This window comes from Pseudomonas rhodesiae, from assembly GCF_007858255.1.
Taxonomy (GTDB): Bacteria; Pseudomonadota; Gammaproteobacteria; order Pseudomonadales; family Pseudomonadaceae; genus Aquipseudomonas; species Aquipseudomonas rhodesiae.
In genome coordinates this window covers 27,133-41,508 of the sequence record NZ_VFEU01000018.1, presented here as the reverse complement: position 1 = coordinate 41,508, position 14,376 = coordinate 27,133, and the positions used below count along the sequence as shown (strand labels likewise).

At 61.4% G+C, this 14,376-nt stretch carries 5 protein-coding genes; all 5 read left to right on the top strand.

Annotated features, from left to right (window positions below; all coding sequences use genetic code 11):
- Positions 1–3: 3 nt before the first annotated feature.
- Positions 4–2,001 (top strand): poly-beta-1,6-N-acetyl-D-glucosamine N-deacetylase PgaB, encoded by a 1,998-nt coding sequence (gene pgaB / locus FIV35_RS21430; protein WP_034136406.1) that lies wholly within the window; start codon positions 4–6, stop codon positions 1,999–2,001.
- 2 nt (positions 2,002–2,003) lie between these two features.
- Positions 2,004–3,344 (top strand): poly-beta-1,6-N-acetyl-D-glucosamine synthase, encoded by a 1,341-nt coding sequence (gene pgaC, locus FIV35_RS21425; RefSeq protein WP_034095272.1) that lies wholly within the window; start codon positions 2,004–2,006, stop codon positions 3,342–3,344.
- A gap of 2 nt (positions 3,345–3,346) precedes the next feature.
- Complete coding sequence (gene pgaD, locus FIV35_RS21420; RefSeq protein WP_034136407.1) at positions 3,347–3,829, top strand: poly-beta-1,6-N-acetyl-D-glucosamine biosynthesis protein PgaD; 483 nt, start codon at positions 3,347–3,349, stop codon at positions 3,827–3,829.
- Between the two features lie 414 nt (positions 3,830–4,243).
- Positions 4,244–5,965 (top strand): ShlB/FhaC/HecB family hemolysin secretion/activation protein, encoded by a 1,722-nt coding sequence (locus FIV35_RS21415; RefSeq protein WP_034136408.1) that lies wholly within the window; start codon positions 4,244–4,246, stop codon positions 5,963–5,965.
- Between the two features lie 31 nt (positions 5,966–5,996).
- Complete coding sequence (locus FIV35_RS21410; protein WP_231980878.1) at positions 5,997–14,372, top strand: two-partner secretion domain-containing protein; 8,376 nt, start codon at positions 5,997–5,999, stop codon at positions 14,370–14,372.
- Positions 14,373–14,376 lie beyond the last annotated feature (4 nt).

The following is a 14,376-nucleotide window of genomic DNA, read 5'->3' as shown; positions in this document are numbered from 1 at the left end:
ACCATGACTGTTCTCAGCCGTTGCTTGTTGCTCCTGGGTGTATTGCTGGCCAGCGCCTGCGCCCAGCAACCCGCGCCCTTCACTCCACCCGCCGAGCGGCCGACCCCAGCCAACGAAGCGGCGTGGCCGAAGAACCATTTCCTGGGGATCGCCTACCACGACGTGTCCGACCGCGACCCCGATCAGGCCGTGGTGGCGGTGCGTACCGAGCGGTTGATCGAACAATTGGCCTGGCTGCGCGAGAACGGTTACCAGGCGGTCAGCGTCGATCAGATTCTCGCCGCACGCCGTGGCGGCCCGGCGTTGCCACCCAAGGCGATCATGCTGAGTTTCGACGACGGCTATTCGAGCTTCTATACCCGGGTGATGCCGATTCTGCGCGCCTACCGCTGGCCGGCGTTGCTGGCACCGGTGGGCTACTGGATCGATACGCCGCTGAACAAACCGGTGGACTTCGCCGGCATGCCACGTCCTCGGGGTGAGTTCCTCACCTGGGAGCAGATTCGCGAGGTGTCGCAATCGGGCCTGGTAGAAATCGCCGCCCACACCGATGCCAACCACAAAGGCATCCTGGCCAACCCCCAGGGCAACCTGGAACCGGCCGCGACCACCCGTCGCTATGATCCGGCGACCAATCGCTACGAAACCGAAGCGCAGTTCCAGGCGCGCATGCGTGCCGACGTGGCGGCGATCTCCAACAAAATTCGCAGCGTCACCGGCAAGGCACCACGGGTGTGGGTCTGGCCGTATGGCGCGGCCGACGGCACGTCGCTGGCGGTGGTGGGCGAGCAGGGTTACCAGATGGCCCTGACCCTTGAAGACGGCCTCGATAACCTCGGCGACCTGATGAACAGCCCGCGCTTCCTGGTTGCCTCCGATCCGGACGGCGAGCACTTCGCCAACAGCATCGTGGCCGTGCAGGCCAAGGCGCCGCTGCGCGTGCTGCATGTGGACCTGGACAACGTCTACGACCCGGACCCCGCCCAGCAGGCGCGCAACCTCGACCAACTGGTACAGCGCGTGGTGGACATGGGCGCCGGCACGGTGTTCCTGCAAGCCTTTGCCGACCCCAAGGGTGACGGCCTGGTGCACTCGCTGTACTTCCCTAACCGTCACTTGCCGATGCGTGCCGACCTGTTCAACCGCGTCGCCTGGCAGCTGCATACCCGTGCCCATGCCAGCGTATATGCCTGGATGCCGGTGCTCAGTTTTGCCCTCGACGCCAAGCTGCCGCGCGTGACCCGTTGGGATCCCAAGACCGGCAAGATCGGCCTCGATCCCGACCAGTACCAACGCCTGTCACCGTTCGATCCCGCCGTGCGCAAGGCTATCGGCGAAATCTACGAAGACTTGGCGCGGGTAGGGCCGATCGACGGCATCCTTTATCACGACGATGCGGTGTTCAACGATTTCGAAGACGCCAGCCCCGCCGCATTGAAAACCTACGCAGCCAACGGTTTGCCCGACAGCATTGCGGCCCTGCGCGCCGACCCTGCGGTGATGCAACGCTGGACGCGTTTCAAGAGCCGCTACCTGATCGACTTCACCCATGAGCTGACCGCCAAGGTGCGCGCCATCCGCGGGCCACAGGTGCTGACCGCGCGCAATATCTTCGCTGAGCCGATGCTCAACCCGCCGAGCGAAGCCTGGTTCGCGCAGAATCTGGATGATTTCCTCCAGGCTTACGACTGGACCGCGCCGATGGCCATGCCCCTGATGGAAGGTCAGCAGGTGAACACTTCTAACGCCTGGCTGGAGAAACTGGTCGCCACCGTCAAGAAGCGCCCCGGTGCCCTGGAGCGCACGGTGTTCGAGTTGCAAGCCAAGGATTGGCGCACCAAAGAGGCCACCGATATCAACGGTGCGCAAATGGCTGAATGGATGGGTGTGCTTAAACGCCAGGGGGTCACGAGTTTTGGTTACTACCCGGACAACTTCCTGGAAAACTCCCCGGACCTGAACACCGTGCGTCCGGCCCTTTCCAACCAATGGAACCCTTGACCATGTTCGACAGAATCCTGGCTTTATTCGTACTGGCGCTGGTGTTGGGCGTGCCCCTGGGCCTGATCTTTCTGGTCACCGGGCAGTTCCTGATGGACTTCGTGTTCTTCTACCCGCTGTTTATGTCGGCGCTGTGGATTGCCGGCGGCCTGTACTTCTGGCTGCACTGGGAGCGCCACTGGCCTTGGGAGGAAGACACCCCGGCGCCGACCCTGGCCGGCAACCCGCTGATCTCGATCATCATCCCTTGCTACAACGAAGGGGATAACGCCGCCGATACCATCCATGCGGCGCTCGGCCAGTTGTACCCGAACATTGAAGTGATCGCGGTCAACGACGGCTCCAAAGACAACACCGCGGCGGTGCTCGATGCCCTGGCGCTGGAACACCCACGCTTGCGCGTGTTGCACCTGGCGCAGAACCAGGGCAAGGCCGTTGCCCTGCGCATGGGGGCCGTGGCGTCACGCAGCGAATACCTGGTGTGCATCGACGGCGACGCGTTGCTCGACAAAAACGCGGCGGCTTATCTGGTGGCGCCAATGCTGGACAACCCACGCCTGGGCGCCGTCACCGGCAACCCACGGATTCGCACGCGGTCGACCCTGATCGGTCGCGTCCAGGTGGGTGAGTTCTCGTCGATCATCGGTTTGATCAAGCGCACCCAGCGCGTGTTCGGCCGGATCTTCACGGTGTCGGGGGTGGTGGTAGCGTTCCGTAAGAAGGCGCTGGACCGCATCGACTACTGGAGCACCGACATGATCACCGAAGACATCGACGTGAGTTGGAAGCTGCAGTTGGATCACTGGGCCATCTTCTACGAGCCGCGCGCGCTGTGCTGGATCCTGATGCCCGAAACCGTCGGCGGCCTGTGGAAGCAGCGCCTGCGCTGGGCCCAGGGCGGCGCCGAAGTGCTGTTCAAGAATATCCGCGGCATCTGGCAGTGGCGTCACCGCTATCTGTGGCCGCTGCTGTTCGAGTACTGCCTGTCCACCGGCTGGGCGTTCACCTTCCTGCTGTCGGTGATCTTTTGGGGCGTGGGCAAGTTTATTGCGCTGCCACAGGCAATCGCCGTCGACGCTCTGATGCCGCCGGCTTTTACCGGGCTGGTACTGGCGATGGTCTGCCTGCTGCAGTTCGCGGTGAGCATCATCATCGACCGCCGTTACGAGAAAGACCTGTGGAAAACCCTGTTCTGGACCGTGTGGTACCCGATGGTGTTCTGGTTGGTCAGCCTGTTTACCACGCTGGTCAGTTTCCCCAAGGTGTTGTTCAACCAACATCAGAAACGCGCGCGCTGGGTCAGCCCGGACCGTGGCATCAAACCTGTCAGTGAGGAGGCGTGATCATGCACCTGGTCAGAACTCGCCAAAGCCTGGTGATGTGGATTATCGATGTGCTGTTGACCCTGATGGCTTGGGCCGGATTGATCTGGCTGCTGGCACGCGGTATCACCTCGATGCTCGACACCCACGGTGGCCCGCGTATCGAAGCGCCGATTTTCGCAGCGCTCAACACCTTGCAGATCTACCTGTGGATCGCGTTGTTCAACGCGGTAATCCTGGTGTCCTGGGCGCGCTATCAGCAACGCAAGGGCCGTAAGTTCGCCCAACGCCGCGCACAAGCCAACGCCTTGAGCGACCAGCACCTCAGTGAGAGCTTCAAACTGGGTGCCGGCGATCTGGAGCAACTGCGCCGCCCCGGCGTACTGGTTATCCACAACGACGAAGAGGGCGGTGTGGAAGAGGTAAGGTCCCATGTCTCCCGCGACGTGGAACGCCCGGCATTGACCCTCGTCCCCGGCCAGGAAAAAGATCAAAGCGTCAGATAAACCGTGCAGTCATGACGGTGTGGTGAGCGGGCTTGCCCTAGTGAGCAGGCTCACCACGCCAACGCTGGCGGGTCCTGCTCTAGCGGCGTTGCATTGGAATACCGACAAATGGGATCCAATTCACAAAACGCCCGCGAACTTTTCCGTCTTTCTCGGTACTAACCTATCTCGGCAATAACTTGATGGCTAAATAATGGCATCTAATTAGTTGTGGTCGACTCAAATTCAAAAAGTGCAGCCACTGGTCGGAATAATTGTTCCGTTAATCTGTGCATGCTCTTTTTGATTGGTTTTTTTGGTTATTAATCAAAGAGTTGCAAACTAAATAGGTGCGATCGTGCAACCAGCTCATTAGCTTGGGCTAGCGCAAGTTCGATGTTAGTTTGCGCCCCCTTGATTTTCGATGGATCGAACATGTCTCTGTTATTACCACGGACTCGGTACTTTCTATGCACTTTCCTGCTCGTTTGCTTGAGCATGAACAGCGCCACCGCCGCCCCCACCCCCGGGGACCAGGACCTGATCCGCGACCGGCAGAATCGCCTGCTCGAAGAGCAGAGCCGTCGCCTGCAGGAACTCCAGGACCTGCCCGGCAAACAGACCAAGCCCGCCGCTCCAACGACGCCGACAGACACTCGTTGCTTCCCGATCCAAGACATCGAACTCAAGGGCGCCGACAGCCTTTCCGTCGCCGACCGCGCGCGCCTGCTCAAACCCTATTTGGGCCAGTGCCTGGGTGTGTCGCAGCTCAACGAACTGCTCAAAGTCATCACCGACTATTACATCGCCAAAGGCCGCGTCACCAGCCGTGCCTACTTGCCGCAGCAAGACCTGTCCAGCGGCCACCTGCAAGTGCTGGTGGTGGAGGGCAAGCTTGAAGCGTTGAAAAGCGCCGAGGGCAGCAGCGTCACCGACCGCGAACTGGCCATGGCCTTTCCCGGCAAGGTCGGCGAGGCGCTGAACCTGCGCGAAATCGAGCAACTGGTGGACCAACTTAACCGCTTGCCCTCCAAGCAGGCGCAGATGGAACTGACCCCAGGCCAGCAGATCGGCGGCAGTGATGTGGTGGTCAAGAACACCCCGCAAAAGCCCTGGCGTGCCAGCCTGTCGCGTAACAACGACGGCCAGAAAAGCACCGGCGAACAGCAGTGGGGCGCCGGCCTGGAATGGGACAGCCCGCTGGGCCTGGGCGACCAACTGATGCTGCGCGGCGGCCACGATGCGGTCAGCGACCACCAGAAAACCTCGAAAAACAGCATGCTGTATTACAACGTGCCGTGGGGCTGGTGGAACTTCAGCTACACCTACAGCGAAAGCGACTACCGCACCTACGGCCACACCAACGACTTCAAATTCAAGCAGGACGGCGACAACCAGAACCATCAACTGCGCGCCGAGCGGGTGATCCACCGCGACGACGTGAGCAAGACCTCGGTGAACGTCGGCCTGTCCCATCTGCGTACCAACAACTACGTCCTCGACGTGCGCACCGCGCCGAGCAGCAACCGCCTCAGCGAACTCCAGTTCGGCATCAACCACGGTCGGCGCATCGGCAATGCGTTCGTCAACCTCGACCTGGGCATGCAGAACGGCATCGGCCTGCTCGATGCCCAGTCTGAAGAAGAACGCGATCAGTTCGGCAACCGCCAGGCCAATTCGCGCTACCGCAAATACACCGCCACCGTCAGCTATCTGCAGCCGTTCACGCTGTGGGGCGAGTCGTTGAGTTTTTCCAGCCTGGCCACCGGTCAGCGCAGCGAAGACATTCTGTTCAGCCCGCAACGCGTGAGCCTGGGCGGCTCGGCCTCGGTACGCGGTTTCAAGGATCAGCAACTGACCGGCGACAGCGGCGGCTACTGGCGCAACGAGGTGCGCTGGGCGCGCCCGGTGACCCTGGATTGGATGCGCCCGGCGTTTGCCGAGTACGGCGCCAGCGTCGGCTACGACCAGGGCGTGATCAGCAACGACCGCTACAACGGCGATGTGCATGGCCGCGTGTCCAGCAACTCCCTGGAGCTGTTCGCCCGGGGCAAGCACGTCAGCACCAGCGTGACCTTTGCCCATTCTTTGGAAAGACCGGCCGTAGTGAGCGAGCGCGAAGCGCCGATCTACTTCCGTATGGACTTCTTCCTGTAATTCAACGCCCCGCCGCAATGAGAATCTGACAATGGATGTTCGCCAATTTGCCTTCCTGGCCCGCCAACCTTCCGCCGCTTTGAAGCCGCGTGACGCGTTCTTCGGCCTGCCCAAGCGCGGGCTGGCGTTGATCCTGGCCAACGCGCTGTTCTGGCAGCCGCTGCTGGCCCAGGCCGAAGGCATTGTGGTCAGCGCGCCGGGCACCACTGTTGGCGCGGCGGGCAATGGCGTGCCCGTGGTGAACATCGCCACGCCCAACGGCGCCGGCTTGTCCCATAACCAGTTCAAGGATTACAACGTCGGCCCCAACGGCGTGATCCTCAACAATGCCAGCGGCGCGGTGACCAACACCCAGTTGGGCGGCTACATCGTCGGCAACCCCAACCTCAAGGGCGGCGCGGCCAGCGTCATCCTCAACGAAGTCACCGGCAGCAACCCCAGCCAACTGCGCGGCTACACCGAAGTGGCGGGGCAGTCGGCCAAAGTCATCGTCGCCAACCCGTACGGCGTCACCTGCAGCGGCTGCGGCTTTATCAACACGCCGAACGTCACCCTCACCACCGGCAAACCGGTACTCGACGCGAACGGCCAACTGCAGCGCTACCAGGTCGACGGCGGCGCCGTGACCATCGACGGCGAAGGCTTGAACGCCAGCAATGTTGACCGCTTCGACATCATCACCCGCTCGGCCAAGATCAACGCGCAGATCAATGCGCGCGAACTGAACGTAATCGCCGGGCGCAACGATGTGGACGCCCAAAGCCTGAAAACCACACCGCGCGCCGACGACGGCAGCGCCAAGCCCGAACTGGCGATCGACTCCAGCGCGTTGGGCGGCATGTACGCCGGCGCGATCAAGCTGGTGGGCACCGAGGCGGGTGTGGGCGTAAAGCTCGACGGCACGCTGGCGGCCAGTGGTGGGGATATTCAGCTGGATGCCAACGGGCGCCTGAGCATGGCCCAGGCGGCCACCGCCGGCAACATCAAGGTCACTGCGCAGAACGTCGACCTCACCGATAAGGTCTACGCCACCGGCAACGTGCAGATCACCAGCGCCCAGGCCCTGGTCAACCAGAAGAGCGTGGCGGCCGGCCAGCGCATTGAACTCAACGCCGCGACCGTCACCAACCCCGGCATCGTCGAAGCCGGCGTCGCCTCCGACAACAGCCGCAACACCACCGGCGACCTGGTGGTCAACGCGCAAACCGTCACCACCTCCGGCAACCTGCTGGCCAGCCGCGCACTGGCGATCACCGCCGCGCAAGAGCTGACCAACCAGGGCGCGATCATCCAGGCCAAGACCGTCGACGTCAGCAGCGCCAAGTTGACCCACCAGGGCGCCACCGCGCGCCTGTTCGGCGAACAGAGCCTGGCGATCAACTCGCCGGCCATCGTCAACCTCGGCGGCCTGATTCGCTTTGGTGACGGCCAGGCCGCCACGCTCAACAGCGCTTCCCTGAACAACCAAGGCCGTATCGAGATGGCCGGCGGCAGCCTGGTACTCGCCAGTGCCGACCTGAACAACAGCGGCGGGCAAATCATCGCCGACGAGCTGACGCTCAACGCCGGCAAGCTCAATAACCAGAACGGCGTGCTGGTGGCCAAGACCGCCACCGTCAATGCCACCGAACTCGACAACAGCCTCAAGGGCCTGATCCAGGCCGACGGCGGCGCGCTCAACCTCACCGTCAGCAACGGCTTCAACAACGCCCAGGGTTTCGCCCAGGCCAGCACCGACCTGACCGTCAACGCCGGCACCCTCGGCAGCAATGCCGGCGGCGTATTGAGCGCCGACACCGGCAAGCTGACCCTCACCGCCGCGCAACAGCTCAACAACGCCCAGGGCCGCGTGCAGGCCGGGCAGGGCAATATCGAACTGCACGCCGCGAACCTGGATAACCAGAGCGGCGTGATCGTCGGCAAACAATTGCTGCTCGACGTCGCCGGTGGCGATATCGATAACCGCGCCGGACGCGTATTGGGTGACCAACTCGACGTACGCGCCTCCGGCCTCGACAACCGCAGCGCCGGCTTGCTCGCCGGTGGCGCCCAGGGCGTAAGCCTGCTGCTCAAAGGCCCGGGCCAATTGCTCAACGCCCAGGGCCGCATCCAGAGCGAAGGCCTGCTGCAACTGCGCGGCGAGCGTTTCGACAACAGTGCCGGCATCCTGCTCGGCCAAACTGTCGATGTGACGGCGCAGCGCTTCACCAACAGCAACAAAGGCGCGTTGGTCAGCGATGGCGGCGACGTGGTGCTCAACGTCAGCGACCTGTTGACTAACGTCGGCGGCCAGATCGACGCGGGCGAGCGCAGTGTGTTGGTCAAGCAACTCACTACCCTCGACAACAGCGGCGGCACCCTGCGTGGCAAGCGCCTGGACATCACCGCCCAGCACCTGAATAACAACGACGACGGCCAACTGCTGGCCGGCGCCGGGGGCTTGAGCTTCAGCGGCCAGGATGTGAGCAACCGCAAGGGCCTGATCCTCAGCGGCGGCGCCCTCACCGAGTTGCACACCACCAGCCTGGATAACCAGGGCGGCACGCTGCAAGGTGACAGCCTGACCGTCACCGCCGACAAGGTCGACAACGGCAGCGGCGGCCTGATGGCGAGCCTGGTCGGCAACCTGCAACTGACCGTCGAAGCGCTGGCCAACCGTGGCGGCAAACTGTTCGGCAAAGAACAGCTGACCGTCAGCGGCGCCACCCTCGACAACAGCGAGGGCGGCCAGGTCAGCGGCAACCTACTCAACCTGACCTCACGCGACACCCTCACCAACCAGGGCGGCCTGATCGAAGCCAACCAGGGGCTGAGCCTCAACGGTGGCAACCTGGACAACAGCGCCAACGGCCAACTGCGCGCGCTTGGCGGTGCCAGCAGCAGCCTCAACCTCAGCGGCGCGGTGAACAACCAGGGCGGCACCCTCGAATTCGGCAGCACGGCCTTCAGCCTCGACGCCACCAGCCTGAATAACCAGGCCGGCCTGTTGCAGCACGCCGGCAGCGGCCTGTTTCGCATCAACACCGCCAGCCTCAACGGCAGCCAGGGCACTATCAACGGCATGGGCACCGCCGACTGGGCGTTCGGCAAAGTCGACGGGCTCGGTCGCCTGCAACTCAACGAAGTGCTTACCTACAAAAGTGCTCAAGGCCTGGCCCTCAAGGCCGGCGACCGCATGGCCAGCGGTAAGGGCCTGGTCCTCAATGTGGCAAGCCTGGACAACGGCGGCGAACTGCTCAGCGACGGTGACCTGAGCATCACCACTGGCGACATGAGCAACAGCGGTCGCGTGTCGGCCCTGCAGACACTCACCGTGGCGGCGAACAACCTCAGCCAGAACGGCGGCCGCCTGGCGGCCAACAATACCCGCCTGACACTGGGCGGCACCCTGGACAACCTCGGTTTCCTCACTGCGCGTCAGCAACTGGATATCGCCGCGGCGCAGATCAATAACCGCGGCACCCTCGGCGCCCAGGGTGCGGTAAATCTCACTGCGGTCAATGGCATCACCAACGCGGCCGATTCGCTGCTGTTCAGCGGTGGCAACCTGACTCTGCGCGCCAATGGTTTCAGCAACCTTCATGGCGACGTCTACAGCAAAGGCGACTTGAGCTTCGCCGCGCGCGATGGCGGGCGTGCCGCGCTGTTCAGCAACCGTTCCGGCACCGTGGAAAGCGAAGGCTCGATCGGTATCAATGCGGGCTTTATCGAAAACGCCAAAGATGAATTCGAACTCGGGCAGACGCTGACCACCGGCAGCTTGAGTTGGATCTGTGGCCAGCACTGCGGCGAAAAAGATTGGTGGGAAAAAGGCATCATCACCATCTACGAGACCTACCTTGAGGCGGCGACCAAGGATTCGGCAGCGGCGCGCCTGGTAGCTGGCAAAAACATGCTGCTGCAAGGCGACAATGTGCAGAATCGCTACAGCCTGATGGCTGCCAATGGCGACCTGAGTATTGCCGCCGGTGACCTGCTTAACCAGGGTGCCGCCACGCGCACAGGGCAGCGCAAGATTGTCGTCACCACGCCAGGACGTGTCTCCGACGATTTATTTGAACGCATGCAATGGGTCGACGTTCCCGCTTTCAATGCGGCCACGGCGGCTGGGCATTTCGATAAGGCACGCTTTGAAGAGCTGAAAAACCGCTCACCCAATAGCTATCCTTTCGAGCACATAAGCGACGTCACCACCTGGACCAAAAACAGTGGCCCCGGCTACGACGCCACCCTGCAAGCCGGCGGCACGGTCAACCTCAACGTCGCCCGCACCCTGCAAAACGGCACGCTGCACAACAACACCCTGGCCCAGTTGACCGGCACCCTCGGCGACGACCAGACCGGCATCCCCGTCGGTGGCATCAACATCAACCTGAGCAAACACGCCAACGACCCGAGCGCCAAGGCCGCCGGCAGCATCCTGCCCGTAGCAGGCGCGGCCCCCGGCGGCGGCTTCGTGCCCGTGGACTACACCGGCACCGCCTTCGCCCCGGTCGACCCGACCACCTCGCCCAACTTCCAACTGCCCAAGGGCGAGTACGGCCTGTTCGTTAAAAATCCTGACCCGACCAGCCATTACCTGATCGAGACCAACCCCGAGTTCGCCTCCCTCACGGGCTTCTTCAGCTCCGACTACATGCTCGGCAAACTCGGCTTCAGCTCAGACAACGCCTGGCGCCGCCTCGGCGATGGCCAATACGAAACCCGCCTGATCCGCGACGCCGTGCTCGCCCAAACCGGCCAACGCTTCCTCGCCGGCGGCCTGTACAGCGACGCCGACCAGTTCCGCTACCTGATGGACAACGCGTTGGCCAGCAAAGATGCGCTGCGCCTGAGCCTGGGTGTCACCCTCACCAGCCAGCAAGTCGGCGCCCTGACCCACGACATCGTGTGGATGGAAAACCGCGTGGTCGACGGCCAGACCGTCCTCGTGCCCGTGCTCTACCTGGCCCAGGCCGAGTCGCGCAACGTACGCGGCAACAGCCTGATCCAGGGCCGCGACCTCAACCTGGTCACCGGCGGTGACCTGATCAACGTCGGCACCCTGCGCGCCAGCAACAACCTCTCCGCTGCGGCTGGTGGCAGCCTCTACAACGGCGGCCTGATCGAAGCCGGCAACAACCTGGCGTTGCTGGCCCAAGACAGCATCCGCAACGCCATGGCCGGTGAGATTCGCGGCAAGCAAGTCAGCCTCACGGCGCTCAAAGGCGACATCACCAACGAAACCACCGCCATCCAGGTGCGTGACGGCGCCGGCATGCGCACCCTCACCGACGGCAGCGGCGGCACCATCGTCGCCCGCGAAAACCTGGCCATGGACGCTGGCCGCGACCTCACCAACCGAGGCGCGCTGGTAGCGGGCAACGACGCCAACCTCACCGCAGGCCGCGACCTCAACCTCATCGCCGCCAGCGACACCAGCGTCAAGCACGAGATCCGCGACGGCGGCGAGAAATCCAGCATCACCACCGACGTCAAAAACCTCGCCGCCAGCGTCACCGCCGGCGGCAACCTGAACATGAAGGCCGGGCAGGACGTCAACATCATCGGCAGCACTGCCACCGCTGGCAAAGACTTCAACGTCGACGCTGGGCGTGACTTCAACGTGGCGTCGGTCAGCGATGTGCACAACGTCGAAGGCAAGGAGAAGCACGGCAAGAAGCGCATCAAGACAGCGGATGAGCAGACCACCCAAGTGGCGAGCGTGCTGACGGCGGGTGGGGATTTCACCAGCCAGGCCGGGCGTGACACGACGCTGGTGGCGAGCAGGATCAGTGCGGGAAATGAGGCTTATCTGTATAGCGGGGATAAGTTGAGTTTGTTGGCGGCTGAGAACAGCACGCACACGCTGTATGACATGAAGAAAAACAGCGGCTGGGGTTCCAAAAAGACCCAGCGCGATGAGGTAACGCGCATTACCAACGTCGGCACTGAAATCAAGACCGGCGGCGACCTGACCCTCAAGAGTGCAGGCGACCAGACCTATCAGCTTGCCAAGCTACAAAGCGGTAAAGACATCGTCCTGGACAGCGGCGGCGCGATCACTTTTGAGGCGGTCAAAGACCTGCATCAAGAGAGCCACGAAAAGAGCAACAACAACGCGTTCTGGGTTTCTTCCAAAGGTAAGGGAAATACTGACGAGACCGTCCGCCAGAGCCAGTTGATCGCCGAAGGGAACGTGGCGATCAAAGCGGTCGCTGGCTTGAAGATCGACATCAACCAAGTCAACCAGCAAACCGTCAGCCAGTCGATTGATGCAATGGTGAAGGCTGATCCGCAATTGGCGTGGATCAAGGACGCTGAGAAGCGCGGCGATGTGGACTGGAGGCAGGTTAAAGAGATTCACGACAGCTTCAAGTACAGCAATTCAGGGCTGGGGCCTGCTTCGCAGATCATTATTGCGATTGTGATGGCGGCGGTGGTTGGGCCATTGGCCGCGGGCGCGATGGGCACCGCTACTGGCGGAATGGTTGCTGCCGGAACAATGACGGCGAATACCGCAACCTTCATTAGTGCGGCATCAGGTGCAGTCGCAGCGGGAGCAGCAACTAACGCAACAGTTAGCGTCATTAATAATCGGGGCAACCTGGGCGCAGTATTCAAGGACGTGACCTCGTCAGATGCAATGAAGGGGTACGTGATTTCTGGCGTTACAGCCGGCCTGACAGCTGCTTATTTCGATGGTTGGACGGGGACCAAGACTGAGTTCGGAACAGGGAACATTACGTCTCCGCCTTTGAATACATGGACTGGGGTTGGTCAGTTTGCTGCGAGTCAAACTTTGCAGAACGGCACGTCAATGCTTGTTGGCAAGGCGTTAGGGCAAGGTGGCAGTGGCAGTGACGCACTCAAAAGCGCGTTATTCAATACGCTGGCGGCGGTCAGTTTCAATGCCGTTGGAGACTATACAAAAGGCCGGTTGACCGAAGGCTATCCGCCAAAAATCATTGTGCATGCCATGGTGGGTGGCTTGCTTGCAGAGGCAACAGGAGGCGATTTCAAAACAGGTGCTTTGGCTGCGGGCGTTAACGAAGCGGTAGTTGGGCACTTGAGCTCTCTGGTTCATGGCGATAAGACATTGCTCTCCATGAGCTCACAAGTGATTGGAGTGCTCGCAGCGGCGACGCAGAAAGACGCTGACGCTGAATCCTTGGAAAAGGGCGGCTGGGTGGCGAAAAATGCTACGCAGTACAACCATTCGCTTCACGAAATGCAGACCGTTGCACTGGATGAGCTACGTCGACGCGACCCTGAGAGCAAGGCGAAATATGACGCTGCAGCATGTGCATTGACCCACTGCAGCGCGTCTGTTCCTAAAAGTGACGAAAATTACAAAACGCTTGTTGAGTTGGAAAACAAGGGTAATGAATTTACCAAGGAAATTGCGTTACTCAAAAGCACGGGGCAATTTGATTACACCTTCAAGGATCGAATAGACGACGCGCTTAGTGCAAACAACGAGTTATTCACGAACGTCGGGTACGCCGCAAGCGCAGCAGGCGGGGCGGGAGCTGGCACTTTTTCTTACATTGGTATGGTTGGTGCCTCCCCTGCTTGTGTGAGTATTGTTGGTTGCGCTGCTCCATTCGCCCTCGGCGCGATGGGCACTGTCGCGTTTGCAGGTGCGGCTGCCTCATATGATCAGATTGGCGCACCTTACACATCTACGGAGGGCGCGCGAGTTTTAGCTTCGCTTCACCCAGAGCAATACCCCGGGGAAGCAAGCCCCCTGGGGGATCTCAGCCAGAGAGCTGCTGAGTCGCTGGCGGAGTTGGCAGTCGCGCACTATGGGGGGAAGGCGTTATCTGGAGAGCTGTCGTCGGTAATAAAGAACGGTGTTAATCCTAATGCTGCGACGAAGGGCCAACCTGTATTTGGTGGCGGCACTGATAACGAAGCGGGTACGCTGGTTGAAAGAAATGTCATAGAGGGAACGTCTAAAGGTGCAAAAGGTGGCGGTTCTAGTGGTTTCAGTGGCGGTAAACCAACTATCGTTGATGATCCATACAGCCCGAATGCTGTTACTGAAAGGTCTAGCGTAAATAGAGATTATTATGGTCGGGAAAATGCTGCCGATGAGTTTTCTGCTGGTCTTCCAGACTATGCAACGCATTCAACAGCAAAGAGCTATCAGTCAACGGCGCCAAGAGATCTGAACGAGCAGACTTTGTGGAACAGAGTGACAGAAAATCCCTCTGCGGGTCGTGATACAAAACTAGCGGGCGATAAAGACTTCCCGCGGAGTGAGGGATGGAGAAAAATGGAAGTAAGTCACCGTCTACCTAGCGGAGAAAATATAACCATCCACTACCAGTACAACTCCGTAACCGATAAAGCATACGATATGAAAATTACTACGCCGCAACAGCTGCCCCCTGTGCTGCAGCCCGGTAGAACTATTGAGTGATGTG

Bases quoted from the DNA above. Each gene is read 5' to 3' on its own strand.
- pgaB (WP_034136406.1), top strand. From the start codon at position 4: ATGACTGTTCTCAGCCGTTGCTTGTTGCTCCTGGGTGTATTGCTGGCC.
- pgaC (WP_034095272.1), top strand. From the start codon at position 2,004: ATGTTCGACAGAATCCTGGCTTTATTCGTACTGGCGCTGGTGTTGGGC.
- pgaD (WP_034136407.1), top strand. From the start codon at position 3,347: ATGCACCTGGTCAGAACTCGCCAAAGCCTGGTGATGTGGATTATCGAT.
- FIV35_RS21415 (WP_034136408.1), top strand. From the start codon at position 4,244: ATGTCTCTGTTATTACCACGGACTCGGTACTTTCTATGCACTTTCCTG.
- FIV35_RS21410 (WP_231980878.1), top strand. From the start codon at position 5,997: ATGGATGTTCGCCAATTTGCCTTCCTGGCCCGCCAACCTTCCGCCGCT.